Here is a 24,536-nt window from a genome sequence, read left to right as displayed (position 1 = left end):
AAGCGAGAAGCCCCCACACACCGGTGTGGGGGCTCTTTGGTGGAGCGGGGTTGCACGGGCCGTCAAAGGGTGTTTCGGGCGGTGCGGCCTCGGGGCGCCGGGGTCAGACGCGGCGGGCGGTGGCGGCGACGGCGAGGTCGGTGAGGGCGGCGCGGGCCTCGGGGGTCAGCGTGATCTCGCCCAGGGCGCGGTGCGCCTCGGCGGCGAACTCGTCGATCATCCGCTCGCAGCCCGCCAGCGCGCCGGTGTCGGTGAGGATCGCGCGCAGCTCCTGGACGCCGTCCAGATCGAGCTCAGGGTCGCCCAGGCGGCGGTTGAGGGTCGCGCGCTGGGCAGGGGTGCCCCGCTCCATCGCGAGGGCGATGAGGACCGTCCGCTTGCCCTCGCGCAGGTCGTCTCCGGCGGGCTTGCCCGTCTCGGTCGGGTCGCCGAACACACCGAGGACGTCGTCGCGGAGCTGGAAGGCGGCGCCCAGAGGCAGGCCGTAAGCGGACAGGGCGTCCAGGTGGGCGGCGTCCGCACCCGCCATGGCGGCGCCCAGGTGGAGGGGGCGCTCGATCGTGTACTTGGCGCTCTTGTAGCGGACGACCCTGAGGGCGCTCTCCACGTCGCCCGTGCCACGGGCCTGCTCCAGCATGTCCAGGTACTGGCCGCACATCACCTCGGTCCGCATGATGTCGTAGAGCGGACGGCCCGGGGCGAGCGCCTTCTCGGGCAGCCCGGAGCGCTCGTACATCTCCGTGGACCAGGCGAGGGTGACGTCCCCCAGCAGGATCGCGGCGCCCGTCCCGAAGGACTCGGCCGAGCCCGGCCAGCCCTCCCTGGCGTGCATCGCCTCGAACCTCCGGTGCACCGAAGGCTGGCCGCGCCGGGTGTCGCTGCCGTCCATGACGTCGTCGTGGATCAGCGCGCTCGCCTGGAGCAGTTCGAGGGACGCCGCGGCCGTGAAGACCTCGGGGCCGTCCGTGCCGCCCGCGCCGCGCCATCCCCAGTAGCAGAAGGCCGGACGCAGCCGCTTGCCGCCCGACAGGAGCGAGTCCAGAGCAGAGAGCATCGGCTCCAGGTCCTGGGTGATCGCCAGGAGGACGGGGCGCTGACGATCGACGAACGCGTAGAGCGCCTCGTCGACCTCTTTGCGGACACGGCTGGACGTCATGGACGTCAGCCTAATGGTGAGTGGTGGGATTTATGGGCATTTGTGGTATCTGGTGTATCTCTGTTCTCGCCCGCCTCCGTCTCAGCATGCGGATCGGTACCCTGCTGCCATGACGTCTGCGCGCCCCACCATCCGCGAGCTCCTGGCCACCGGAGAGAGGTCCTTCTCCTTCGAGTTCCTGCCCCCGAGAACCGAGCAGGGCGTCGCCAACCTGTGGCGGGCCATCCGCGAGGTCGAGGCGCTGCACCCGACGTTCGTGTCCGTCACCTACGGGGCCGGCGGCTCCACCCGCGACACCACCGTCGACATCGTCGAGCGGGTCGTCACCGACACCACGCTGACGCCCGTCGCCCACTTCACCGCCGTCAACCACTCCCTCGCGGAGCTGAGGCAGCTCGTGGGACGGTTCGCGTCCGTCGGGGTCAAGAACATCCTGGCGCTGCGCGGCGACCCCCCCGGCGACCCCACGGGCGCCTGGGTGCGGCACCCCCAGGGCGTTGAGTACGCGGGCGAACTCGTCGAGCTGATCCGCTCCTGCGGCGACTTCTGCGTCGGCGTCGCCGCCTTCCCCTACAAGCACCCCCGCTCGCCCGACGTCGAGACCGACACCCGCCGCTTCGTCGAGAAGTGCCGCGTCGGCGCCGACTACGCGATCACCCAGATGTTCTTCCGTGCCGAGGACTACTTCCGGCTCCGCGACAGGGTCGCCGCGCAGGGCTGCGACATCCCGATCCTGCCCGGCATCATGCCCGTCACCCAGCTGAGCACGATCGAGCGGTCTGAGAAGCTGTCCGGCGCGCCCTTCCCGGCCGATCTCGCCGAGCGCTTCCACGCCGTCGGCGCCGACCCCGAGGCCGTCCGCGCCCTCGGCATCGAACACTGCGCCGAACTCTGCCAGGAGCTCCTGGACGAGGGCGCCCCCGGCATCCACTTCGTCACCATGAACCGCTCGACGGCCACCCGAGAGGTCTTCGGCCTCCTCGGCGCCACCCGCGCCGCCGCCGTCTGACGGCCCGAGGGCGGGCGCTCCCGACGAAGTCGGGAGTTGCCAGGCGTCCGCTCTCGGGCCCGACCGAACACGGCCCGCGAGCCCGTCAGCGGGAGGCGGGCTCGTTGACGCGGGCCAAGGGGAGCCGGGCCCCCATGACGGCGTAGGGCGGCCCGCCTCCGGGGAACTCGAACGCGCTCAGCAGGTCGTGGAAGCCGACCGACCGGTACAGCTGCTTGGCGGGTGTCTCCGGGTGCCGCTCCAACGTCGACAGCACCACGGTGCGCTCCCCGCGCTCCGCGCACAGCGTCGTCAGGAGGGTGCGCCCCAGCCCGCGCCCCTGGTAGTCCGGGTGGACGTGCAGTTCCGCGACCTCGTAGGCGTCGCCCAGCCAACTCCGCGCGTGCTCGTAGCCCGCCCGCGTGCTCAGCTCCCGGTTCACCACGTCGTGCCACCACTGCCCGACCGCGCCGTGGAACCCATAGATGAACCCCACGGGCGTCGCCCCGAACGCCCGCCGCCGCTCGTACACGAACGCCCGGAACCCCGGATACGACGCGTGCCGGTGCATGATCGCCAACCGCCCCGGCAACTGCGCCTCCGGCGGACTCATCGCCGCCACATAAACCCCGAGCAGCCCGTTCAACCCCCGCTGAAACGCCCTGCCGTCGATCTCCCGCAACACTGGCTCCCTCATCCCCCCGACCCTACGACCCCCTCCCCTCCGAGCAAGCCGATCCCTCAACTAGTGGTAAGACTCCTCGGCGTCGCGGTGACCCGCTCGTAGATCGCCCACAGGATCGTGTCTGCCGCCGTCTGGAGCCGCCGCCTGCTCGACGTGAGGTCCTCGCCCCAGGTGCGCGCCTCGGGCCCCAGCCAGGCGTCGGTGCCCAGGAACGTCCGGTGCGGGGCGTTCAGGCACTCCCGCAGCGTGTCGGCGCTCCCGTAGGCGGCCGCGTACCGCTGGTACAGCTCGCGGTAGGCGGGGTTCGGCACGTCACCCGGAGGCGTCTGGCCCGCCGTGTACGGCGGCGGCACGCTGCTCGGCGGCGGTGGCGCCGCCGGAGGCATCCCCACAGCTCATCACCTCTCTCGCGTCAGTCGGCCTGCGCGCCCGCGCCCGCCGTGGTGAGTCTGGTACCGCTGGCCGACCCCATCGGGGTGGCGCCGAGCACCCGCGCCGCGTCGTCGCCCGCGCCGAGCGCGACCGCCTCGGCCCTGACGTCGGCGACCCACGCGGCGTCGAAGTCCAGTTGCGCGTCGGCGGTGCTCAGCGACTCGGCGATGGCGTCGAGCTTGGCCTGGTCGCCGCCCGCGGCGTCGATGAGCTGGGCCGTCCCCTCGCTGCCGAGCCGCTCGTAGAACGCGGCCGTGTAGTCGCCGTCGTCGGCGTTCGCCTCAAGCCGCTCCCACGTCTGCGCCGCGACGTCGCCGCTTTCCAGCGCCTCGATCGTCGCGTAGGCGTCCGTCACCCCACCCGCGACCCCGCCGGGCGCGTCAGCGGCACCACCGCCCGGCCCGGCGCCGTCGGCCGGGTCGGGCGCTCCCGCACCGTCCTGCGGCTGTGCCCCGGGCTCCTGCTGGCCGCCGGTCCCGCTGTCGTGCGCTCCGGGCTCCTGCGTGCCGCCGTCCTGCGCGGCGGGGTCCTGTGCGCTGCCGTCGTGCGGGTGGTCGCCCGTACTGCCGTCGTGTGCTCCGGGGTCCTGGGTGCCGCTGTCGTGCGGGTGGTCGCCGTGGTCCGCGCCGCTGTGCGACGGGTCGTGCGCGTGCGGGTCCTGGCCGTTGTGGTGCTGGTCGCCGGAGCCGCTGTGGTGGGACGGGTCGTGGGCGCTGCCGTCGTGGCCCGGCTGGTGCTCGCCGGGGGTGCCGGAGTGGCCTCCGGGGCCGCCGTTGTGGCTGGCCGGGGGCTGCTCGCCGTTGTGGCCGGAGCCGTGGTCGCCGGAGCCGTGGTCGCCGGGGGCGGGCGCCGGGGGCTCGGCGGGCTGCTCCGGCGGCGCGGACGGGTTCTGGGCGGGTGAGGTGGGGGAGCCGCCTGAGCCGTGGGTCTGCGGGGGCTGGTCGCCGTCGGTCGTCGGGGTGTCGCCGCCGGTGGGGGTGGCGGGGGCGTCGTCGGTGGTGCCCGTGCCGGAGCCGGGCGCGGCGGTGCCGCCGCCCACGTCGGTGGGGGTGCCGCCGGTGTCGGGGTCGCCGGCGGCGAGGTCCGGGGCCGTGGGCGGCGGGGTGACGTCCTGGGGGCCGTCGCCGGGCGCCGTCGGCGTGACGGTGGGGATGTCCGGGTCAGGCGCGTTGGGCGTTTCGACGGCGATGTCGGGATTGTCCCACTGGGACTGCGCCGTGTTGCGGCGGCGGGTCAGCATGCCGAGCTGGTCGGCGACCCACTGCTGGACGGCGCGGGCGTCGCGGTAGGCGTCGGCGGCGACGCCCAGGGGCGGGGGGTTGGCGGTGAGCCAGGCGTTGATGTCGTCGGCGGCACGTTCCAGCTGGCGGATCAGCTGGGAGAGTGCCGGGACGTCGATTCCGCGGAAATTCGGATCCCGACTTGCCGGACCTGCCCGCATGCTCATCGGCGCTCCCTGCCCCAGGACACCTTCCGTGACCTGTGTACCACAGGAACCCCCGCCCCGTCTGCCGGGAAAACCCGTCTTGTGGAGGGCGTCAGCGGTCCAGCGCCGCGTCGAGCGAAGCCTCGTCGCGGGCGACGTAGGCGCGTCCGTCGTCGGTGATGACGATCGGCCGTTGGATGAGCGCCGGGTGCTCGGCGAGAATCTCCAGCCAGCGGGCCCTGTCGCGCTCCGCCGCGCGCAGGCCGAGCTCCTTGGCGACGGGCTCGCCCAGGCGGGTGATGTCCCACGGCTCCAGGCCGAGCCGCTTCAACACGTCCGCAAGCTCCGCGACGGTGGGCGCGTCCTCCAGGTACCGCCGCTCCTGGAACTCCGCCCCGCTCTCCCGCAACGCCGCGAGCGCCGTCCGACTCTTGGAACACCGCGGGTTGTGCCAGATCTCCATGCGCCCGACTCTACGCCGCGCTCCCCTTCGCCCCGCGCCGAGCCGTGTCGGTTCGGGTCAGGCGACTTCGGTGGGTGTGCCGTTGGTGAGGGTGAGGAGTTCGGCGTAGGTGGTGGGGAAGACGGTGTGCGGGTGGCCGGCGGCGGCCCAGACGGTCTCGTGGCGGTCGAGCCAGACGTCGACGAGGGTGCGGATCGGGGCGGGATGGCCGACCGGGGCCACGCCGCCGATCGGCTGGCCGGTGGCGGCGCGGACGAACTCGGGCGTCGCGCGGCTGACCTTCGCGGCGCCGACGAGCGCGGCGATCCGCTTGACGTCGACGCGGTGGGCGCCGCTCGTGAGCACGAGCAGCGGGGCGCCGTCGGCGTCGAAGACGAGGCTGTTGGCGATCGCGCCGATCTCGCAGCCGAGCAGGTCGGCGGCGGCCTGTGCCGTCGGCGCCGCCTCGGCGAGCTCGACGACGCCGCCCCCGGCGCCGGAGGCGGCGAGGACGGACGCGACGTGGACGGTGTTCGGATGCATGGCCGAAGCCTAGCCGCGGCCGCCGGACGTTCCGGCGTGCGCCGGGCGCCGGTTTCCGCGGTACGCGGGAGGCCCCGTGGGGCGGGGGCTTCGGGAGTTATCCACAGGCGTCGAAGCGTTCTGTCAGTGGTCTGTGTTCTCATCTGAGTACCCGGTGGACCTGGGGATCTTCGGATCGCGAGGCGCGGTAATCGAACGTATTGACGAACGATGACGCGTCGGGTTTACTGGGGGCATGTCGAACCGGTGTTCGACATGGTGCGGGACTCGCGGCCCGCATCCGAGGCAAGGCGAGCCGGTGGCAGCGCAAACCTGTCGGTTCGCTCCGGCCGGGCTGGAGGAGGGGAAGCCTCCGGTCCGGTCGGCGCCGCGGCGCAGGGCGCGAGGAGTTCGTCCCGGAGGGCGCCGTACGGCTCCGTCCGGCCGATAAGGAGGCAATGCCATGACCGTGCATCCGATGCCTCCGGGTCCGCCGATCCGGAAGGCAGCCCCTACCCACGCCAGGCACCTGTTGCGTGACGCCCGTCGCCTTCTCGCGGAAGCGGCGGAGTCCACCCATGCGAACGTCCGCTACGCCACCGCGCACCTCGCCGCGCTCCGCGCCGCCGCCGCCGTCCTGCGGGTGCGCGGCCCCGTCGCCCCGGCCCGTGGCCGCCCCCGCCCGGCCTGGGTGCAGCTCGCCGAGGCCGAGCCCCTGCTCGCCGAGTGGGCCGCCTTCTTCGCCGCGGGCGCCCCCACCCGCGCCGCCGCCGAGGCCGGCCTCCCCGCCGCCACCACCCCCGCCGAGGCCGAAGACCTCCTCCACCACACCGAAACCTTCATCACCCTCGTCGAGGACACCCTGCACATCCCCACCCAGCAGTCCCTCCCTCTGACCGGCTGATCCCCCTGCGGCCAGAGGGAGGGACCTCCCCACCAACCCCAACCCACCCCCGCAGCAAAACCCACCCACCGCCGCCCAGCACAACCCAAACCCCAAGCCACCCCACACCGTAGGCACTCCGACCCCGCAGCCACACTCCGCCGCGACGCGAAACCCGAGACCCGCACCCCAACACCGTCCGGAAGACGCTCAGCGACGGTTCCGGACGCGAGGCCCGTGCCGACCCTGAACCGGGAAGGCGTCGGCCCGACGAGCAAGCCGTGCCCCGAGGCACGAGACCGCCAGCCCCCAGCACCGTCCGGGAGGCGGACGGTCTCGGCTGGAGCGGGTTGTCGAGTGGGGTGGGGGTCAGGGGGAGGGGCGGAGGAGGTCGGTCATGGGGATGAAGTCGGTGAAGTCGTCCTGGGTGCGGGCTTGGGGGAGGGGCGGGGTGGCGTCGGTGGTGGGCGAAGGGGCTGGGGTGGCGAGGGTGGGGGTGGGGTGGAGGATGCGGGTGGCCAGGATGGTGGCGGCTTGGGTGGTGCGGGTGTTGAGGGGGGTGGTGTCGTGGGAGGTGGTGGGGGAGCCGAAGTCCTCGGCGGCGGCGAAGACGGAGAGGGGGACGATGTCGGCCTTCAGGTAGGTGAAGAGGGGGCGGAGGGTGTAGTCGATGGCGAGGGAGTGACGGGCGGTGCCTCCGGTCGCGGCCAGCAGGACGGGGACGCCGGTGAAGGCGCCGGGGTCGACCACGTCGATGAAGGACTTGAACAGGCCCGCGTAGGACAGGTTGAACGTCGGGGTGACGGCGATGACGCCGTCGGCCGTCTTCAGCCTGTCGATCGCGGACTGGAGGCGTTCCCCCGCGAAGTGCGTGAGGGTGGCGTCCACGACGTCGTGGGCGTAGTCCTTCACCTCGATGACGGCGACGTCGACGGGGTGGCCCCGCGCCTCCAGCACGTCGCGGGTCGCGGCGGCCAGCCGGTCGGCGAGCATCCGGGTCGAGGACGGCACGCTCAGCCCCGCGGAGATGACCACGAGGCTGAGCGGGCGGGCGGCTTCACTCATCGGTTCGGTTCCCTTCGAGGACGGGTCGGGCGCTACTCGTCGGACGCGGCGGACGGCGCGTCGTCGGACGAGGAGGACCCGGCGGACCCGGCGAGCTCCTGCCCGGCGGGCGCGTCGGCGAGCCGCTGCTGGGCGCGCCGCTCGCGCAGCATGACCTGGCGCCGCGCCTCCTCGCCGCCCTCGGCGGTCAGGCCGGTCCAGTTGTCGCCGGTGCCGAACCGGTACGCGTCGGAGTGGGGCTTCTCGCCGTCGGCGGCCAGCGCGGCGTCACGGGCGGCGACGAGCGCGGCGTGCGTCGGCCCGTCCGGGACGTGCGCGGGCCGCAGCGCGTCGAGTTCACGGCGCAGCACCGGCACGATCCGGGTCCCGAGGATCTCGATCTGCTCCAGCACCGTCTGGTGGGGCAGCCCCGCGTGGTCGACGAGGAAGAGCTGCCGCTGGTAGTCCCCGACGACGTCGCGCATCCCGAGGTACCGCTCGATCACCTGGTCGGGCGACCCGACGGTCAGCGGCGTCTCCCGCGTGAAGTCCTCAAGGGACGGCCCATGCCCGTACACCGGCGCGTTGTCGAAGTAGGGGCGGAACTCGCGGACGGCGTCCTGGGAGTTGTCCCGCGCGAAGAACTGCCCGCCGAGCCCGACGATCGCCTGGTCGGCGGTGCCGTGCCCGTAGTGCTCGAACCGCTGCCGGTAGAGGTCGACCATCTGCTTGGTGTGCCGGGGCGGCCAGAAGATGTTGTTGTGGAAGAACCCGTCGCCGTAGAAGGCGGCCTGTTCGGCGATCTGCGGGGAGCGGATCGAGCCGTGCCAGACGAACGGCGGCACCCCGTCGAGCGGCCGGGGGGTTGCCGTGAACTGCTGGAGCGGGGTGCGGAACTCGCCCTCCCAGTCGACGACGTCCTCGGTCCACAGCCGGTGCAGCAGGTGGTAGTTCTCGACGGCGAGGTTGATGCCCTGCCTGATGTCCTGCCCGAACCACGGGTAGACGGGCCCGGTGTTGCCGCGGCCCATGACGAGGTCGACGCGCCCCTCGGACAGGTGTTGGAGCATCGCGTAGTCCTCGGCGATCTTCACCGGGTCGTTGGTGGTGATGAGGGTCGTCGCGGTGGACAGCAGCAGCCTGCTCGTCTTGCCGGCGATGAACCCGAGCGTCGTCGTGGGCGAGGACGTGACGAACGGAGGGTTGTGGTGCTCGCCGAGCGCGAACACGTCGAGGCCGACCTGTTCGGCGAGCGTCGCCATCTCGACGACGCGGCGCAGCCGTTCGTGCTCGGTGGCGATCTTCCCGGTGACGGGATCCGGCGTGATGTCGGCGATGCTGAAGATGCCGAACTGCATGGGAGACGGTTCCCTCCGTCAGCGGCGCGGGGCCCTCGCGCCCCGCGCCCAGTGGTTGAAGGTTTAACTATCTCACCTTCCGCCCTATTCCTCGGCGTCCTCAGAGCGACCCGAGGTCGGAGCTCAGCCAGTGCTCGGGCCGCATCCTGATGACGACCTCGGGCCCGTGCTCGCGCTCGGCCGTCTCCACGTAGGGGCCGACCTTGTCCGGCGGCAGGTAGCGGGCGGACATCTCGGTCAGGTCGTCGTGGGTGCCGTCGCGCGTCTCCACCACCGGCCCCTCGACGGAGACATAGCGGATGGTCGGGTCGACCCTGTCGATCATCAGGGTGAAGCGGCCGTTCTCGGCGATGGCCCGCGCCTTGCGGGAGTCCTTGCCGGTGAGGATCCACACGTCGCCGCCGGGCGCGTACTGGTACCAGACCGGGACGGACAGCGGCGCCCGCCCCTCCTCCACGACGGACAGCGCCGCGATGTGCGGTTCGGCGAAGAAGCTCTCGCGCTCTTTCTGGGACAGCGGCATGGCGGATGACTCGCTTTCTCCTCGACGGACGAACGAACGGACCGAACACGGTCCGCGACGTCACCCCTTCCCCGATCGCCGCCCTCCCGCACCCGTGGGTGCCCGCTCGGGCGCCCCGCGCCGGGGCTGCGGACGGTAACGATGAGATTGTTCAGTTTTATGAAAAAGGTTCGGAATGGCCGGGGGCTGGTCGGGGTGCTCGCCCTCCTCGGCGTCGTCGCCTACGCGATGCCGGTCGCGGTGATGACGCCCGCGCTGCCCGTGGTCCAGGCCGAACTGGGCGGCAGCGCGGCCGGGGTGGCCTGGAGCGTCACCGGGATCGTGCTGAGCGCCTCGGTCGCGACACCGGTCATCGGCCGTCTCGGCGACCTCTTCGGCGCCCGCAGGGTGCTGCTGTGGGTGCTGCCGCTGGGCCTCGCGGGCCAGGTCGTGACGGTTCTCGCGCCCACCCTCACGATCCTGCTGGCGGGACGTGCCTTGGCGGGCGTCGGAAGCGGCGTCTTCCCCCTCGCGTACACGCTGATCCGGGCCCACGCGAGAGAACGGGCCGCCTCCGGGATCGGCGTGATGTCCTCGATGCTGGCGGTCGGCGGCGCGCTCGCGTGGGTGCTGGCCGGGCCCGTCATCGACGGCCCCGGATGGCGCTGGCTCGTCGCCGTCCCGGCCGTGCTGCTCCTCGTGGGGACGCTCCTCGCGCTCGGCCTACCGGAGACCGAAGGCGGCGCGGGAAAGAGGATCGACTGGTGGGGCGCCGTCCTGTTCGCCGCGTGGCTGGGCTCCGGCCTCACGGCGCTCACCCAGGGCGTCTCCTGGGGCTGGACGTCTCCCGGCGTGCTCGGCCTCGCCGTGACGGCCGTCGTCGTCTGCGGCGTATGGCTGCGCGTCGAGGCACGGGTCGAAGAGCCCCTGATGGACCCGGCGATGCTCAAGATCCGCGGCGTCTGGACGGCCAATCTGGGCTCGATCCTCGCGGGGTTCTGCCTGATGGCGGCGGGTGTGCTCATGCCGCTGCTCGTCCAGCTCCCGGTCCGCGACGGGTTCGGGTTCGGCGGCTCGGCCACCGACACCGCTCTCGTCGCGCTCCCTTCGAGCCTCGCCATGACGGCCGCCGGGTTCACCGCAGGGCTGCTGGCCCGCCGCGTCGGCGCCCGGACGGTGCTGGCCACGGGCGGTCTCCTGACGGCCGCCGCCTACGCGGTGCTGCTGGTGGCGCACACCGAGATGTGGCACCTCATGGCGGCCAACGCGGTGCGCGGCGTCGGCCTCGGGCTCGCCTACGCGGCGGTGGCGGCCCTCGTCGTCACGGCCGTGCCGTTCGCCCAGACGGGTGTGGCGACGGGCGTCAACACGCTGCTCAGGACCGTTGGCGCGGGACTGGGCACCCAGATCACCGCGGTCATCATCGCCGGTCATGACGGCGCCAGGCAGGGGTTCCTGCTCGCGTTCGCCGTGTGCGCGGTGCTGGCCGTGGGTGTCGTCGCGGCCGCCCTGCTCGCCCCGCGCCGGGCCCGCGCGCGGGAGCACGCCCCGCTCCGCGAGACGCTCCCCGAGCACACATGACGGCACGTGCACACGGGGCAGAAAAATTGGCCCGGTCCAAACTCATGGACCGGGCCAAAGTCGGGGGAATCGGTTAGAAGCCCTCGACGGCGCGCCGCGCCTCGGGGTCCAGCACACCCCAGTTGATGAGTTCCTCGGTCAGTTCGGCCGGGGACTTGTCGTAGATGACGGCCAGGGAACGGAGGTCCTCCTGCCGGATGGACAGGACCTTCCCGTTGTAGTCGCCGCGCTGGGACTGGATCGTCGCCGCGTAGCGGGCGAGGGGACCCGCCTTGTCCTTAGGAAGCTGCGTGAGCCGCTCAAGGTCGATGACGAGCTTCGGCGTCGGGCCCAGCGGGCTCGGCGCGGCGCCGCCGGGGAGCAACTCGTTGACGGGCACGCCGTAGAACTCGGCGAGCTCGTTCAGCTTCTGAACGGTGACGGCGCGGTCGCCCCGCTCGTACGAACCTACGACGACGGCCTTCCAACGGCCGCGCGACTTCTCCTCCACTCCGTGCAGGGACAGGCCCTGCTGGGTCCGGATGGCACGAAGCCGTGCGCCCAGAGCCTTCGCGTATTCAGACGGCATCTTTTGCGGCCCCCAGGCTCACTCTCATAGTCGGTGTTCACTCCAGGGAGGGCCCGGCACGGGGTCGGCTGACCACCCTGAGTATGGTTACGGACAGTGACGGTAAAACGGAGACGGCCAAAGGTCAAGCTGTTCGGAAAAATCCGGTCGAATCTGTCACTGATCTCTGACCCTCCGCGAGCCGCTCAAGCCCACTGTCCAGGAGGCTATCGGCAGGTACGGGAGTGCCCCGTGTGACCACTCTCACCTGGTGTTATGGAGGTACCGCGCGGGACCCCGCAGGGCGACGGTACTGCTACCGTGAAGAGGACATGACGTCCTTTAAGCCCCGTCCCGTGAGGCGGGAAAGGAGGTTGGCGCAGTGACCGCTGCCCAAAGCCAGGACGCGCCCTACAAAGCCGTCCTGGAGGCCCCCGAGATCCGGCGGGCGCTGACCCGGATCGCGCACGAGATCCTGGAGCGCACCAAGGGCGGATCCGACGTCGTCCTGCTCGGCATCCAGACGCGGGGAGTGAACCTCGCGCGCACGCTGGCCGAGCGCTTCCGCGACGTGGAGGGCCTCGACATCCCTTGCGGGTCGCTCGACGTGACGATGTACCGCGACGACCTCCGCATGAAGCCCGCGCGCGCGCTGAACCGCACCGAGCTGCCCCCGAAGGGCATCGACGACAGGATCGTGGTCCTGGTGGACGACGTCCTGTACTCGGGCCGCACGATCCGCGCCGCGCTCGACGCCCTCAACGACCTGGGCAGGCCGCGCGCCGTCCAGCTCGCCGTGCTCGTCGACCGCGGCCACCGGGAGCTGCCGATCCGCGCCGACTACGTGGGCAAGAACCTGCCGACCTCCAGCCAGGAGACCGTCCGGGTGCTCCTGCGCGACGTGGACGGCCGTGACGCGGTCCTGCTGGGGCCGAAGGGGGACGCGAAGTGAAGCGCCATCTGATCTCCGCGGCCGACCTGAGCCGCGACGACGCCCTCCTGGTGCTGGACACCGCCGAGGAGCTGGGCCGGGTCACCGAGCGTTCGGTGAAGAAGCTCCCGACGCTGCGCGGCCTCACCGTGGTGAACCTCTTCTTCGAGGACTCCACCCGCACCCGCATCTCGTTCGAGGCGGCCGCCAAGCGGCTCTCCGCGGACGTCATCAACTTCTCCGCCAAGGGCTCCAGCGTCTCCAAGGGCGAGTCCCTGAAGGACACCGCGCTGACGCTGGAGGCGATGGGCGCCGACGCCGTCGTCATCCGACACGGGGCCTCGGGCGCGCCCTACCGGCTCGCCGACTGGATCAACGGCAACGTCATCAACGCGGGCGACGGCACCCACGAGCACCCCACGCAGGCGCTCCTTGACGCGTTCACGATGCGCCGTCACCTGGGCTCGCTGGACGGCCGCAAGATCACGATCGTGGGCGACGTCCTGCACAGCCGGGTCGCCCGCTCCAACGTCCTGCTGCTGTCCACGCTGGGCGCCGAGGTGACGCTGGTGGCCCCGCCGACCCTGCTGCCGGTGTCGGTGGACACCTGGCCCTGCAGGGTCTCCTACGACCTCGACGCGGCGCTGCCCAAGAGCGACGCGGTGATGATGCTGCGCGTCCAGCGGGAGCGGATGAACGCCGCCTACTTCCCGACCGTCCGTGAGTACAGCCGCCGGTACGGCCTGTCCGCCGAGCGGTACTCGCACCTGCCCGAGCACGCCATCGTCATGCACCCCGGCCCGATGAACCGGGGTGTGGAGATCGCCGCCGAGGTCGCCGACTCGCCCCGCTCGACCATCGTCGAGCAGGTCGGCAACGGCGTCGCGGTGCGGATGGCCGTCCTGTACCTGCTGCTGGGCGGCGCCCAGCCCGCGATCGGAGCCGACAAGTGAGCCTGTACCTCATCCGGAACGCGCGCGTCCTGGGCGGCGAGCCCCGCGACCTCCTGATCCGCGACGGGGAGATCGCCGAGATCGGGGTCGGCCTCGAAGCCCCGGCGGCCGAGGTCGTCGAAGCCGAGGGCCTCGTCGCGCTGCCCGGCCTGGTGGACCTGCACACGCACCTGCGCGAGCCGGGCCGCGAGGACAACGAGACGGTCCTGTCCGGCACCCGCGCGGCCGCCAGGGGCGGTTTCACGGCCGTGCACGCGATGGCCAACACCACGCCCGTCGCGGACACCGCGGGCGTCGTGGAGCAGGTCTGGCGGCTCGGCCGCGAGTTCGGCTACTGCGACGTGCACCCGGTCGGCGCCGTCACCGAGGGCCTGGCGGGCAAGAAGCTCGCCGAGCTCGGCGCGATGGCCGACTCGGCGGCGCGGGTGCGGGTCTTCTCCGACGACGGCCACTGTGTGGACGACGCCGTCATCATGCGCCGCGCGCTGGAGTACGTGAAGGCGTTCGGCGGGGTCGTCGCCCAGCACGCGCAGGAGCCGCGCCTCACCGAGGGCGCCCAGATGAACGAGGGCGAGGTGTCCGACCGGCTGGGCCTGCGCGGCTGGCCCGCGGTCGCCGAGGAGTCGATCATCGCCCGCGACTGCCTGCTGGCCGGGCACGTCGGCTCCCGCCTGCACGTCTGCCACGTCTCGACGGCCGGTTCCGTCGAGATCGTGCGCTGGGCGAAGTCCAAGGGCTGGAACATCACCGCCGAGGTGACCCCGCACCACCTGTTCCTCACGGACGCGTGCTGCGAGGAGTCGCCTGCGGGCCGCTCCTACGACCCGATCTACAAGGTCAACCCTCCGCTGCGCACCCAGCGCGACGTGGACGCGCTGCGCGCGGGCCTGGCCGACGGCACCATCGACTGCGTCGCCACCGACCACGCCCCGCACGCGGTGGAGGACAAGGAGACCGAGTGGGCTGACGCCGCCATGGGCATGATCGGCCTGGAGACGGCCCTGTCGGTCGTGCAGGCCGCCATGGTGGACACCGGCCTGCTGGACTGGGCCGGCGTCGCCGAGCGCATGTCCGCCAAGCCCGCCGAGATCGGCAACCTCCCAGGCCAGGGCCGCCCCCTGGAGCCCGGCTCCCCCGCCAACATCACCCTGTACGACCCGGCCTACCGCGCTCAGGTGGACGCCACCACGTTCGCCTCCAAGAGCCGCAACACCCCGTACGCCGGCCTCGAACTACCCGGAAGGGTCGTAGCCACGTTCCTACGAGGCCGCCCCACCGTGCTGGAAGGAAAGCTTGTATGACACAGGCCATGCTCGTCCTTGAGGACGGACGGGTGTTCTTTGGTGAGGCGTTCGGCGCCGAGGGGGAGACCTTCGGCGAGGTCGTCTTCAACACCGGGATGACCGGGTACCAGGAGACACTTACTGACCCGTCGTACCATCGGCAGATCGTGGCGATGACAGCGCCGCACATCGGGAACACCGGGGTGAACGACCTGGACCCCGAGTCCGGGCGGGTGCAGGTGGCCGGGTACGTCGTGCGGGAGCCCGCGCGGGTGGCGTCGAACTGGCGGGCGCAGCGGTCGCTGGACGCCGAGTTGAAGGCGTACGGGGTGGTCGGCATCGCGATGCCCGGCACCCGCGCGTTGACCCGCCACCTGCGTGACAGGGGGGCGATGCGGGCCGGGATCTCCTCGACCGAGAGCGACCCGCGCGCGCTGCTGGCGCGGGTCCTGGCCAGCCCCGGTATGGCCGGTGCCGACCTTGCGGCTGAGGTAGCCACGCGGGAGCCCTATGTGGTGCCCGCGCGGGGTGAGGCGCGGTTCCGTGTCGCGGCCGTGGACCTCGGCATCAAGGCGATGACCCCGTACCGGATGGCCGAGCGCGGATGCGAGGTGACGGTCCTGCCCGCGACGGCGACGGCCGAGCAGATCCTCGCGCTGAACCCTGACGGCGTGTTCTTCTCCAACGGGCCCGGCGACCCGTCCACGGCCGACCACCAGGTGGCCGCCCTGCGCGGCGTGCTGGCGGCGGGCAAGCCGTTCTTCGGGATCTGCTTCGGCAACCAGATCTTCGGCCGCGCCCTGGGCCTGGGCACCTACAAGCTGCGGTTCGGGCACCGGGGCGTCAACCAGCCCGTCCAGGACCGCAGGACGGGCCGGGTCGAGATCTCCGCGCACAACCACGGGTTCGCCGTGGACGCCCCCCTGGACGGCCCCTTCGACACCCCGTTCGGCCGCGCCGAGGTCTCCCACGTGAACCTCAACGACGGCTGTGTGGAGGGCCTGCGGCTGCTGGAGCGGCCGGGCTTCTCGGTGCAGTACCACCCCGAGGCGGCGGCGGGCCCGCACGACTCCACGATCCTGTTCGACCAGTTCTGCGCCCTGATGCAGCACGCCAAGGAAGGTAACTGAATGCCCCGGCGCGAGGACCTGAAGTCCGTCCTGATCATCGGCTCGGGGCCGATCGTCATCGGGCAGGCGTGCGAGTTCGACTACTCCGGCACCCAGGCGTGCCGGGTCCTGAAGGCCGAGGGCCTCAGGGTCGTCCTGGTCAACAGCAACCCGGCGACGATCATGACGGACCCGGAGTTCGCCGACGCGACGTACGTCGAGCCGATCACCCCCGAGGTCGTCGAGAAGATCATCGCCAAGGAGCGCCCGGACGCGCTGCTCCCGACGCTGGGCGGCCAGACCGCCCTGAACTGCGCCGTCGCCCTGCACGAGGCGGGCGTCCTTGAGCGCTACAACGTCGAGCTGATCGGCGCGGACTTCGACGCGATCCAGCGCGGCGAGAACCGCGAGATCTTCAAGGGCATCGTGGAGGAGCTGGGCGCGGAGGTGGCGCGCTCGGTCATCTGCCACACGATGGACGAGGTGCTGGCCGCGGCCGGGCAGCTCGGCTACCCGCTGGTGGTCCGCCCGTCGTTCACGATGGGCGGCCTGGGCTCGGGCTTCGCTTACACCGAGGACGACCTGCGCCGTATCGCGGGCGCGGGCCTCGCCGCGTCTCCTACCAGCGAGGTGCTCCTTGAGGAGTCGATCCTGGGCTGGAAGGAGTACGAGCTGGAGCTGATGCGCGACCGCAACGACAACGTCGTGGTCGTCTGCTCCATCGAGAACCTCGACCCGATGGGCGTGCACACGGGCGACTCCATCACGGTCGCCCCGGCGCTGACCCTCACTGACCGCGAGTACCAGCACATGCGGGACGTGGCGATCGCGGTGATCCGCAAGGTCGGCGTGGACACCGGCGGCTGCAACATCCAGTTCGCGGTGCACCCGTCCACCGGGCGCATGATCGTCATCGAGATGAACCCGCGGGTGTCGCGCTCGTCGGCGCTGGCGTCCAAGGCGACGGGCTTCCCCATCGCGAAGATCGCGGCGCGGCTCGCCGTCGGGTACACCCTGGACGAGATCCCGAACGACATCACGAAGGTCACCCCGGCGTCGTTCGAGCCGGTGCTCGACTACATCGTGGTGAAGGTGCCGCGGTTCGCGTTCGAGAAGTTCCCCGGCGCCGACCCGACGCTGACGACGCACATGAAGTCCGTCGGCGAGGCGATGGCGATCGGCCGGAGCTTCCCCGAGGCGCTCCAGAAGGCGCTGCGGTCCCTGGAGCAGAAGGGGGCGGCCTTCTCCTGGGCGGAGGCCCCGCCGCCCCTGGAGGAGCTTCTGGCGTCCATCCGGGTGCCGCACGACGGCAGGCTGCGCGAGGTCCAGCAGGCGCTGCTGGCGGGCGCGACGATCGAGCAGGTGTACGCGATCACCGGGATCGACCCGTGGTTCCTGGACCAGATCGCCGGGATCAACGAGATCGCCGCCGAGATCCGGCTCGCCGACGACGCGCTCACCGCGCCGAAGCTGCTGCGCGCCAAGCGGGCGGGTTTCTCCGACGCGCAGATCGCGGGTTTGCGCGGCCTGAACGAGGAGGTCGTCCGGGAGGTCAGGCACGCGCTCGGGGTCCGCCCGGTGTACCTGACCGTGGACACCTGCGCCGCCGAGTTCGCCGCGCAGACGCCCTACCTGTACTCGTCCTACGACGAGGAGACAGAGGTCCCGCAAGGTTCCAAGCCGAAGGTGATCATCCTGGGCTCGGGCCCGAACCGGATCGGGCAGGGCGTGGAGTTCGACTACTCCTGCGTGCACGCGTCCTTCACGCTGGCCGAGGCCGGCTACGAGACGGTCATGGTGAACTGCAACCCCGAGACCGTCTCCACCGACTACGACACCTCCGACCGGCTGTACTTCGAGCCGCTCACCCTGGAGGACGTGCTGGAGGTCGTCCACGCCGAGCAGCAGACGGGCGTGGTGGCGGGCGTCATCGTCCAGCTCGGCGGGCAGACCCCGCTGGGCCTGGCGCAGCGGCTCAAGGACGCGGGCGTGCCCATCGTCGGCACCAGCCCGGAGTCCATCCACCTCGCCGAGGACCGCGGCGCGTTCGGCCAGGTGCTGGCCGAGGCCGACCTGCCCGCGCCCAAGCACGGCACCGCGATCTCCGCCGACGAGGCCGTGGCCATCGCCAACGCGATCGGCTACCCGGTGCTGGTGCGGCCGTCGTACGTGCTCGGCGGACGCGGCATGGAGATCGTCTACGACGACGCCGCCCTGGTGTCGTACATGGCGACCGCCACCGAGGTGAGCGCGGACCGGCCGGTTCTGGTCGACCGCTTCCTCGACGACGCCATCGAGATCGACGTGGACGCCCTGTTCGACGGCGAGGAGCTGTACCTGGGCGGCGTCATGGAGCACATCGAGGAGGCCGGTATCCACTCCGGCGACTCCGCGTGCGCCCTCCCGCCGATCACGCTCGGCCGGGAGAACATCGACCGTATCCGGGAGTCCACCTTGCGGCTCGCGCGGGGCATCGGGGTCCGTGGCCTGATGAACGTGCAGTACGCGCTGTCGGCGGGCGTCCTGTATGTCCTGGAAGCCAATCCGCGTGCTTCCCGGACCGTCCCGTTCGTCTCCAAGGCGACGGCCGTGCCGCTGGCCAAGGCGGCGGCCCGGGTGATGCTCGGCGCCTCGGTCGCCCAGCTACGCGCCGAAGGCGTGCTGCCCGCCGAAGGCGACGGGGGAGACCTGCCCCTGGACGCGCCGATCGCGGTCAAGGAGGCGGTGCTCCCGTTCAACCGCTTCCGCAACGCCGAAGGCCAGGGCGTGGACACGATCCTCGGCCCGGAGATGCGCTCGACGGGCGAGGTCATGGGCATCGACGAGGTGTTCGGCACCGCCTACGCCAAGTCCCAGTCGGCCGCCTACGGCTCGCTGCCCACCAAGGGCCGCGCGTTCGTTTCCGTGGCGAACCGGGACAAGCGGCACATGATCTTTCCGGTGAAGCGGCTCGCGGACCTCGGTTTTGAGATTCTTGCCACCGCGGGCACCGCCGAGGTGCTGCGCCGCAACGGCGTCCGTGCCAAGATCGTCCGTAAGCACAGCGAGGGACCGGGGCCCGACGGCGAACCCACCGTCGTGCGGCGCGTCCTGGACGGCGAGGTCGATCTCATCGTCAACACTCCGTTCGGCGGTCCGGGGCAGTCCGGGCCCCGCCTCGACGGCTACGAGATCCGCACCGCCGCGGTGGTCGCCGGCATCCCGTGCGTCACCACGGTCCAGGGTCTGGCCGCCGCCGTCCAGGGCATCGAGGCCGTCGCGCGCGGCGACGTCGGCGTCCGGTCCCTCCAGGAGCACGCCCAGCACCTGCGCGGGCCCCGCACCGTCTAGCCGGGGGCACCGCCACGACACACGCGAACAGGGAGGCCGCCATCTCCACCGAGGCATCCGGGACGGGGACGGGCCCCGTCCAGTCCCCCGGGACCGTCCTCACGGTCCGGCAGGTGGCGGCCTACCACGCGATGACGGTCGTGGCCCCGGCGGTGGCCGAGAGGTTCCGCCCGGGGCAGTTCGTGGCGGTGGCCGTCGGCGGCGAGCACACCTCGCTGCTGGCGCGCCGCTGCCTGCCCGTCTACGAGGTGAAGTCGGATTACGGCGGCACCGTCGAGTTCGTCTTCGAGGCCGACGACCCCGGCAGCAGGTGGCTCGCCTCCCGCCGCTCCCGCGACGCGCTGGATCTCATCGGCCCGCTCGGCCGCCCCTTCCCGCTGCCGCGCGACCCGGCCTCCTGCCTGCTCGTGGGCGGCGCGCACGGCTCGTCGGGGCTGTTCGCGCTGGCCGACACGCTGCGGCAGCGCGACTGCAAGGTCCACTTCGTGCTCGCCGCCCCGCACGCCCACCAGGTGTACGGGGCGCTCAGCGCGCAGCGGATAGGCGACAGCTCGACCGTCATCACCCGTGACGGGTCGCTGGGCGTCGCCGGGATGGTTCCGGACCTGCTGCCCGGCATCATCGACCAGACCGAGGCCGACGTCGTGTACGCGGCGGGCCCGACGAGCCTGCTCAGCGCGGTCAGCGGGATCGCGTCCGCGCTCGGCATCCCCTGTCAGGTCAGCCTGGGCGAGCTGCTCAGCCGGACCGCCGCCTGCGGCATCGGCGTGTGCGCCTCCTGCGTCCTGCCCGTCGTCGGGGACGACGGCCACACCCGGATGGTCCGGGCCTGCGCCGAGGGGCCCGTGCTGCGCGGGGAGCGCGTGCGCTGGGGCGACCTCGGCACCATCCCCCTTGACGCGCTCGGCGGCCCCCGCGCCCCGCAGACGCCGCTGGAGGCAGCGCCGTGAACCTCACCACCCCGATAGGCGCCGTGACCCTCGCCAACCCCCTGGTGACCGCCTCCGGCTGCGGCGGGACCGGCAGGGAACTCGCCCCCTACACCGACCTGTCACGGCTGGGCGCCTTCACCACCGCCACCGTCATGGCCAGGCCGCGCGCCGGACGCCCCACCCCCCGCATCGCCGAGACGCCCAGCGGCCTGCTCAACGCGATGGGCCTGCCGGGCCCCGGCCTTGAGGCGTTCCTGGCCCGCGAGCTGCCCTGGCTGGCCGCGCAGGACGTCCCGACCGTCGTGTCGGTCGGCGGCAACACCGTCCAGGAGTTCGCCGAGATCGCCACGCGCCTGGCCGCCGCGCCCGCCTTCCGGGTGGCGGCGGGCGGGACGGGCGCGGTCGCCGGCGTCGAGGTGAACGTGGCCTGCCCCAACGCCGAGGACAGGGGCCGGATGTTCGCCGCCGCGCCCGCCGCCGCGGCGGAGGTCGTCCGGGCCGTGCGCGGCGCAATTCATCGGGACATCCCGGTATTGGCCAAACTTTCGCCGGACGTCACAGATATCGCCACCATTGCACTGGCCTGTGCCGATGCCGGGGCGACGGGTTTGTCACTCATCAACACGGTCTCCGGACTCGCCATTGATCCGGCCACATTGCGCCCGGCGCTCAGCGGCGTGTCCGGCGGCCTTTCCGGGCCCGCGGTGCGGCCGGTCGCGCTGCGCTGCGTCTTCCAGGTGCACGCCGCGATCCCGGACCTGCCGATCGTCGGCGGCGGCGGCATCGCCACCGGCTCCGACGCCCTGGAGTTCCTCGTGGCGGGCGCGACGGCCTTCTCGGTCGGCACCACCCTGCTGCACGACCCGTCGGCCCCCCAGCGCATCCTGAGGGAGCTGGAGGAGGCACTGGCGGCCCGGGGCGTCGCCCGGCCCGCGGACGCCGTCGGCATGGCGCACCGGCCCGCGAGCCCGCCCCGCATCGCGCCGCCGCCCCGTCCCCGCATCGAGGAGCTCACATGAAACCCGCGCCCATCGCGGTCGCCCTGGACACCGACGACCTGGCCACCGCCGTGCGCTGGACGCGCCAGGTCGCGCCCTGCGTCAGCACCGTGAAGGTCGGCCTTGAGCTCTACCTGAAGTACGGGCGCGAGGTCGTCACGCGGGTGCGCGAGGCGGGCGGGCAGCGGGTCTTCCTCGACCTGAAGCTGCACGACATCCCGGCGACCGTCGAGAAGGCGGCCCGCGCCGTCGCCGACCTCGCCCCGGCCTACCTGACGGTGCACGCCTCGGGCGGCACCGCGATGGTGAAGGCCGCCGTCGCGGCGGCCCCTGAGACGAAGATCACAGCGGTGACGGTGCTGACGTCCCTGGGGGAGGCCGACCTCGACGCGATCGGGCTCGCCGGGCCGTCCCAGGACGCCGTCCGCAGGCTCGCCGCCCTCGCCGTCGGCGCGGGCGCGCGGGCGCTCGTCTGCTCGCCCCGCGAGGTGGCGCGGGTGCGCGCGGAGGTCGGCCCGGACATCGACCTCATCACGCCCGGAGTGCGTCCGGCGGGCGCCGCGGCCGACGACCAGACGCGGATCTCGACCCCCGCCGAGGCACTCGCAGCGGGAGCCGATCTCCTGGTTATCGGACGGCCGATTACCCGTGATTCGGATCCGGGAAGGGCGGCCGCCGAGATCGCCGCGCGGCTGCGCGCGGAGCGCTGAGCGAAAGCGCAGGCAGGCCGGTGCGCCGACCGTTGTGATCAACACAGCGTGAGTCGCCGATTACTCATAGAGAATTTCGTAGATATCTCACGCTAATAAGCGCGCATCACGTTGCCCTATGGGGTGGAAAGTCGCTAGTTTCCGGGGCGTCCGACTCCGTCGAGTGGAAATCACGAGGTGACCGGCGTGGCTCTTCCGCCCCTTACCCCCGAACAGCGTGCCGCGGCCCTGGAAAAGGCCGCATTGGCCCGCAGGGAGCGCGCAGAGGTCAAGAACAAGCTGAAGAACAAGGGCATCTCCCTTAAGGACGTTCTCGACCAGGGCCAGACCGACGACATCGTCGGGAAGATGAAGGTTTCGGCGCTGCTCGAGTCGCTCCCCGGCGTGGGCAAGGTCCGCGCCAAGCAGATCATGGAGCGCCACGGCATCGCCGAGTCCCGCCGCGTGCGGGGCCTGGGCGCCAACCAGCGGGCCTCGCTGCTCGCCGAGCTGGGTGCCGGCACGGGCGCCAAGTAGCCCGTCCGTCCGCCGGGTCCGGGCCGCCGGTCACACGCACCGGACGGCCCTGACCCGGCAGGACGTTCCCGGCGGGCGCACCCGCCGTGATAGACCTGGGGACGCGATGGAAACCTCCGCGATGGCGACCTCCGAGTCCGCCCAGTCCCCGGCTCCCCGCCTGACCGTCCTGTCCGGGCCGTCGGGCGTCGGCAAGAGCACCGTCGTCGCCCGCCTCCGCCAGGACCACCCCGGGGTCTGGCTCTCGGTCTCGGTGACGACCCGCGGGCCCCGCCCCGGCGAGACCGACGGCGTCGAGTACTTCTTCACCGACGACGCCGGGTTCGACAAGCTCATCGCCGAAGGCAGCCTGCTGGAGTGGGCCGAGTTCGCGGGCAACCGCTACGGCACCCCCCGCGCCCCGGTCGAGGAGCGGCTCGCCGCCGGGGTCCCCACGCTGCTGGAGATCGACCTCCAGGGCGCCAGGCAGGTCCGCGAGACCATGCCGGAGGCCCGCCTGGTCTTCCTCGCCCCGCCCAGCTGGGAGGAGCTGGTCCGCCGGCTGGTGGGCCGCGGCACCGAATCCGACGACGTGATCGAACGGCGCCTGGCGGCCGCCCGCGTCGAACTCGCCGCCGAGAAGGAATTCGACGTGACACTGGTCAACCACTCCGTCGAAGGCGTGTGCGAAGAGCTGCTAGCCTTGATGGCTGACCACTGAACACCTCCCGACCGACCGACCACTTCGAAAGGCGCATCCGTGGCAGCCAACAGCGAGGGCATCACCAACCCGTCGATCGACGAACTCCTGGAGGTCGTCGACACCAAGTACGGCCTGGTGTCCATCGCGGCCAAGCGGGCCCGGCAGATCAACGCCTACTACGCCCAGCTCGGTGAGGGGCTGCTGGAGTACGTGGGGCCGCTGGTCGAGACCCAGGTCCAGGAGAAGCCGCTGTCCATCGCCCTGCGCGAGGTGCGCGAGGGCCTGCTGCACACCGAGCCGATCGAGGCTTGACCGGCCCGAGGGTCGTTCTCGGCGTCGGCGCCGGGATCGCCGCGTACAAGGTGTGCGAGCTGCTCCGGCGGCTCACCGAGTCGGGGCACGGCGTCAAGGTCGTCCCGACGGCCGACGCCCTGCGGTTCGTGGGCGAGCCCACCTGGGCGGCCCTTTCCGGCCAGCCCGTGCGGACGGGCGTCTGGGAGGACATCGCCGAGGTTCCGCACGTGCGGATCGGGCAGACGGCCGACCTCGTGTTCGTCGCGCCCGCGACGGCCAACCTGCTGGCCAAGGCCGCGCACGGCATCGCCGACGACCTGCTCACCAACACCCTGCTCACCGCCCGGTGCCCGGTGGTCTTCGCGCCCGCCATGCACACCGAGATGTGGGAGCACCCCGCGACCCAGGCCAACGTGGCGTTGCTGCGGGAGCGCGGCAACATCGTCATCGAGCCCGCCTCCGGGCGGCTGACGGGCCGGGACACCGGTCCGGGCAGGCTGCCGGATCCGGCCGAGCTGTTCGAGGTGGCCCGGCGCGTCCTGGCGGGCGATCCGCGCGACCTCGCCGGACGGCACGTCGTCGTCTCGGCCGGGGGCACCCGCGAGCCCATCGACCCGGTGCGCTTCATCGGCAACCGCTCCTCCGGCCTCCAGGGCTACGCGCTGGCCCGGGTCGCCGCCGCGCGCGGCGCCAAGGTCACCCTGGTGGCCGCCAACACCGCGTTGCCGGATCCGGCCGGGGTCTCGGTGGTCGGGGTCGGCTCGGCGCTGGAGCTGCGCGAGGCGGTCCACCAGGCCGCGGCCTCGGCTGACGTCGTGGTGATGGCCGCCGCCGTCGCGGACTTCAGGCCGGTGACGGTCCAGGGCTCCAAAATCAAGAAGACCGAGGAATCGGATACTTTGCCTATCGAATTGGTGAAGAATCCCGATATCCTGGCCGAGCTCGTCACCCGACGGGCGCCGGGGCAGGTCATCGTCGGGTTCGCCGCCGAGACCGACGACGTGCTCGCCCACGGCAGGGCCAAACTCGCCCGCAAGGGCTGCGACCTCCTCGTCGTCAACCAGGTCGGCGAGCACCTCACGTTCGGACAACCCGACAACGCCGGAGTGATCCTCGCGGCGACCGGGACCGAGCGGGAGATCCCGCGCGGAAGCAAGGACGCGCTCGCCTCCGCCGTCTGGGACGAGGTCGCCGGACTCCTGGCCTGATGAGGGCCGCGCCACCCATGCCGT

24 protein-coding genes and 1 pseudogene are annotated in these 24,536 nt (G+C 72.1%); 15 read left to right on the top strand and 10 right to left on the bottom strand.

Going from position 1 to position 24,536, the window contains the following annotated elements:
• Positions 1-103 precede the first annotated feature (103 nt).
• Entirely contained in the window at positions 104-1,156 is a 1,053-nt protein-coding gene (locus LO762_RS17355) for a polyprenyl synthetase family protein (protein ID WP_230616381.1), read from the bottom strand.
• Between the two features lie 109 nt (positions 1,157-1,265).
• Here LO762_RS17355 and metF point away from each other — a divergent pair, with 109 nt between their 5' ends.
• Positions 1,266-2,165, top strand: coding sequence for a methylenetetrahydrofolate reductase [NAD(P)H] (gene metF / locus LO762_RS17350; RefSeq protein ID WP_230616380.1), 900 nt, complete (start codon positions 1,266-1,268; stop codon positions 2,163-2,165).
• Between the two features lie 85 nt (positions 2,166-2,250).
• Here the strand turns inward: metF and LO762_RS17345 are convergent, their stop codons facing one another.
• From LO762_RS17345 to LO762_RS17325, 5 genes are all read right to left on the bottom strand, one after another.
• Complete coding sequence (locus tag LO762_RS17345; RefSeq protein ID WP_230616379.1) at positions 2,251-2,841, bottom strand: GNAT family N-acetyltransferase; 591 nt, start codon at positions 2,839-2,841, stop codon at positions 2,251-2,253.
• Between the two features lie 44 nt (positions 2,842-2,885).
• Positions 2,886-3,215, bottom strand: a complete 330-nt coding sequence (locus tag LO762_RS17340) for a hypothetical protein (protein ID WP_230616718.1) — start codon at positions 3,213-3,215, stop codon at positions 2,886-2,888.
• Positions 3,216-3,241: 26 nt separating this feature from the next.
• Entirely contained in the window at positions 3,242-4,708 is a 1,467-nt protein-coding gene (locus LO762_RS17335; protein ID WP_230616378.1) for a hypothetical protein, read from the bottom strand.
• A 91-nt stretch (positions 4,709-4,799) separates the two neighbouring features.
• On the bottom strand, positions 4,800-5,150 hold the full coding sequence (locus LO762_RS17330; RefSeq protein WP_230616377.1) for an arsenate reductase family protein: 351 nt from the start codon (positions 5,148-5,150) through the stop codon (positions 4,800-4,802).
• A 57-nt stretch (positions 5,151-5,207) separates the two neighbouring features.
• Positions 5,208-5,672, bottom strand: a complete 465-nt coding sequence (locus tag LO762_RS17325; RefSeq protein ID WP_230616376.1) for a YbaK/EbsC family protein — start codon at positions 5,670-5,672, stop codon at positions 5,208-5,210.
• Between the two features lie 442 nt (positions 5,673-6,114).
• Here LO762_RS17325 and LO762_RS17320 point away from each other — a divergent pair, with 442 nt between their 5' ends.
• Positions 6,115-6,555: an SAV_6107 family HEPN domain-containing protein gene (locus tag LO762_RS17320; protein WP_230616375.1), complete on the top strand. Its 441-nt coding sequence runs from the start codon at positions 6,115-6,117 to the stop codon at positions 6,553-6,555.
• 348 nt (positions 6,556-6,903) lie between these two features.
• Here LO762_RS17320 and LO762_RS17315 read toward each other — a convergent pair whose 3' ends face one another.
• The 3 genes and pseudogenes from LO762_RS17315 to LO762_RS17305 all read right to left on the bottom strand — a co-directional run bounded on the left by LO762_RS17315 (position 6,904) and on the right by LO762_RS17305 (position 9,459).
• Positions 6,904-7,599, bottom strand: a complete 696-nt coding sequence (locus LO762_RS17315) for a CE1759 family FMN reductase (protein WP_230616374.1) — start codon at positions 7,597-7,599, stop codon at positions 6,904-6,906.
• Between the two features lie 260 nt (positions 7,600-7,859).
• A pseudogene (locus LO762_RS17310) lies at positions 7,860-8,936 on the bottom strand (LLM class flavin-dependent oxidoreductase); the annotation flags it as partial.
• Positions 8,937-9,036: 100 nt separating this feature from the next.
• On the bottom strand, positions 9,037-9,459 hold the full coding sequence (locus LO762_RS17305; RefSeq protein ID WP_230616373.1) for a pyridoxamine 5'-phosphate oxidase family protein: 423 nt from the start codon (positions 9,457-9,459) through the stop codon (positions 9,037-9,039).
• A 159-nt stretch (positions 9,460-9,618) separates the two neighbouring features.
• Between LO762_RS17305 and LO762_RS17300 the strand changes: the two genes are divergently transcribed.
• Positions 9,619-11,019, top strand: a complete 1,401-nt coding sequence (locus LO762_RS17300) for an MFS transporter (protein WP_230616372.1) — start codon at positions 9,619-9,621, stop codon at positions 11,017-11,019.
• 73 nt (positions 11,020-11,092) lie between these two features.
• Here the strand turns inward: LO762_RS17300 and LO762_RS17295 are convergent, their stop codons facing one another.
• Entirely contained in the window at positions 11,093-11,587 is a 495-nt protein-coding gene (locus LO762_RS17295; protein WP_230616371.1) for a transcriptional regulator, read from the bottom strand.
• Between the two features lie 361 nt (positions 11,588-11,948).
• Here LO762_RS17295 and pyrR point away from each other — a divergent pair, with 361 nt between their 5' ends.
• The 12 genes from pyrR (at position 11,949) to coaBC (ending at position 24,512) form a co-directional block, all read left to right on the top strand.
• Positions 11,949-12,518, top strand: coding sequence for a bifunctional pyr operon transcriptional regulator/uracil phosphoribosyltransferase PyrR (gene pyrR, locus LO762_RS17290; protein ID WP_230616370.1), 570 nt, complete (start codon positions 11,949-11,951; stop codon positions 12,516-12,518).
• The gene (locus LO762_RS17285; RefSeq protein WP_230616369.1) at positions 12,515-13,450 is read left to right on the top strand and encodes an aspartate carbamoyltransferase catalytic subunit; all 936 of its coding nucleotides are present in this window, start codon (positions 12,515-12,517) and stop codon (positions 13,448-13,450) included. Before pyrR ends, LO762_RS17285 begins: the two co-directional genes overlap by 4 nt.
• Complete coding sequence (locus tag LO762_RS17280) at positions 13,447-14,751, top strand: dihydroorotase (RefSeq protein WP_230616368.1); 1,305 nt, start codon at positions 13,447-13,449, stop codon at positions 14,749-14,751. The genes LO762_RS17285 and LO762_RS17280 overlap by 4 nt, the downstream gene beginning before the upstream one ends.
• Positions 14,748-15,863, top strand: a complete 1,116-nt coding sequence (gene carA / locus LO762_RS17275) for a glutamine-hydrolyzing carbamoyl-phosphate synthase small subunit (protein ID WP_230616367.1) — start codon at positions 14,748-14,750, stop codon at positions 15,861-15,863. The genes LO762_RS17280 and carA overlap by 4 nt, the downstream gene beginning before the upstream one ends.
• Positions 15,864-19,172, top strand: coding sequence for a carbamoyl-phosphate synthase large subunit (gene carB, locus LO762_RS17270; protein ID WP_230616366.1), 3,309 nt, complete (start codon positions 15,864-15,866; stop codon positions 19,170-19,172).
• Positions 19,173-19,303: 131 nt separating this feature from the next.
• On the top strand, positions 19,304-20,122 hold the full coding sequence (locus LO762_RS17265; RefSeq protein WP_230616717.1) for a dihydroorotate dehydrogenase electron transfer subunit: 819 nt from the start codon (positions 19,304-19,306) through the stop codon (positions 20,120-20,122).
• A complete protein-coding gene (locus LO762_RS17260) occupies positions 20,119-21,123 on the top strand; it encodes a dihydroorotate dehydrogenase (RefSeq protein WP_230616365.1) in 1,005 nt (334 codons plus the stop codon). The genes LO762_RS17265 and LO762_RS17260 overlap by 4 nt, the downstream gene beginning before the upstream one ends.
• Complete coding sequence (gene pyrF / locus LO762_RS17255) at positions 21,120-21,812, top strand: orotidine-5'-phosphate decarboxylase (RefSeq protein ID WP_230616364.1); 693 nt, start codon at positions 21,120-21,122, stop codon at positions 21,810-21,812. The genes LO762_RS17260 and pyrF overlap by 4 nt, the downstream gene beginning before the upstream one ends.
• A gap of 186 nt (positions 21,813-21,998) precedes the next feature.
• Positions 21,999-22,328, top strand: coding sequence for an integration host factor, actinobacterial type (mihF, locus tag LO762_RS17250; RefSeq protein WP_230616363.1), 330 nt, complete (start codon positions 21,999-22,001; stop codon positions 22,326-22,328).
• Positions 22,329-22,449: 121 nt separating this feature from the next.
• The gene (gene gmk, locus LO762_RS17245; protein ID WP_230616362.1) at positions 22,450-23,028 is read left to right on the top strand and encodes a guanylate kinase; all 579 of its coding nucleotides are present in this window, start codon (positions 22,450-22,452) and stop codon (positions 23,026-23,028) included.
• Between the two features lie 39 nt (positions 23,029-23,067).
• Complete coding sequence (gene rpoZ / locus LO762_RS17240; protein WP_230616361.1) at positions 23,068-23,322, top strand: DNA-directed RNA polymerase subunit omega; 255 nt, start codon at positions 23,068-23,070, stop codon at positions 23,320-23,322.
• Positions 23,319-24,512 carry a bifunctional phosphopantothenoylcysteine decarboxylase/phosphopantothenate--cysteine ligase CoaBC gene (gene coaBC / locus LO762_RS17235; protein WP_230616360.1) on the top strand — a complete coding sequence of 398 codons (1,194 nt, stop codon included), beginning with the start codon at positions 23,319-23,321 and terminating at the stop codon, positions 24,510-24,512. Before rpoZ ends, coaBC begins: the two co-directional genes overlap by 4 nt.
• The last annotated feature ends 24 nt before the right edge of the window (positions 24,513-24,536 follow it).

The sequence above is a fragment of the Actinocorallia sp. API 0066 genome, from assembly GCF_020991275.1.
Classification (GTDB): Bacteria; Actinomycetota; Actinomycetes; order Streptosporangiales; family Streptosporangiaceae; genus Actinocorallia.
The sequence above is the reverse complement of the archived record's forward strand: the minus strand, read 5'-3'. Positions and strand labels throughout refer to the sequence as shown.

Coding starts and splice junctions, on each gene's coding strand:
- LO762_RS17325 (WP_230616376.1), bottom strand. CDS start 5,672: ATGCATCCGAACACCGTCCACGTCGCGTCCGTCCTCGCCGCCTCCGGC.
- LO762_RS17315 (WP_230616374.1), bottom strand. CDS start 7,599: ATGAGTGAAGCCGCCCGCCCGCTCAGCCTCGTGGTCATCTCCGCGGGG.
- gmk (WP_230616362.1), top strand. CDS start 22,450: ATGGCGACCTCCGAGTCCGCCCAGTCCCCGGCTCCCCGCCTGACCGTC.
- carA (WP_230616367.1), top strand. CDS start 14,748: ATGACACAGGCCATGCTCGTCCTTGAGGACGGACGGGTGTTCTTTGGT.
- LO762_RS17300 (WP_230616372.1), top strand. CDS start 9,619: ATGAAAAAGGTTCGGAATGGCCGGGGGCTGGTCGGGGTGCTCGCCCTC.
- LO762_RS17345 (WP_230616379.1), bottom strand. CDS start 2,841: ATGAGGGAGCCAGTGTTGCGGGAGATCGACGGCAGGGCGTTTCAGCGG.
- LO762_RS17295 (WP_230616371.1), bottom strand. CDS start 11,587: ATGCCGTCTGAATACGCGAAGGCTCTGGGCGCACGGCTTCGTGCCATC.
- metF (WP_230616380.1), top strand. CDS start 1,266: ATGACGTCTGCGCGCCCCACCATCCGCGAGCTCCTGGCCACCGGAGAG.
- LO762_RS17265 (WP_230616717.1), top strand. CDS start 19,304: ATGACGGTCGTGGCCCCGGCGGTGGCCGAGAGGTTCCGCCCGGGGCAG.
- LO762_RS17320 (WP_230616375.1), top strand. CDS start 6,115: ATGACCGTGCATCCGATGCCTCCGGGTCCGCCGATCCGGAAGGCAGCC.
- LO762_RS17305 (WP_230616373.1), bottom strand. CDS start 9,459: ATGCCGCTGTCCCAGAAAGAGCGCGAGAGCTTCTTCGCCGAACCGCAC.
- LO762_RS17340 (WP_230616718.1), bottom strand. CDS start 3,215: ATGCCTCCGGCGGCGCCACCGCCGCCGAGCAGCGTGCCGCCGCCGTAC.
- LO762_RS17355 (WP_230616381.1), bottom strand. CDS start 1,156: ATGACGTCCAGCCGTGTCCGCAAAGAGGTCGACGAGGCGCTCTACGCG.
- carB (WP_230616366.1), top strand. CDS start 15,864: ATGCCCCGGCGCGAGGACCTGAAGTCCGTCCTGATCATCGGCTCGGGG.
- pyrF (WP_230616364.1), top strand. CDS start 21,120: ATGAAACCCGCGCCCATCGCGGTCGCCCTGGACACCGACGACCTGGCC.
- LO762_RS17330 (WP_230616377.1), bottom strand. CDS start 5,150: ATGGAGATCTGGCACAACCCGCGGTGTTCCAAGAGTCGGACGGCGCTC.
- LO762_RS17335 (WP_230616378.1), bottom strand. CDS start 4,708: ATGAGCATGCGGGCAGGTCCGGCAAGTCGGGATCCGAATTTCCGCGGA.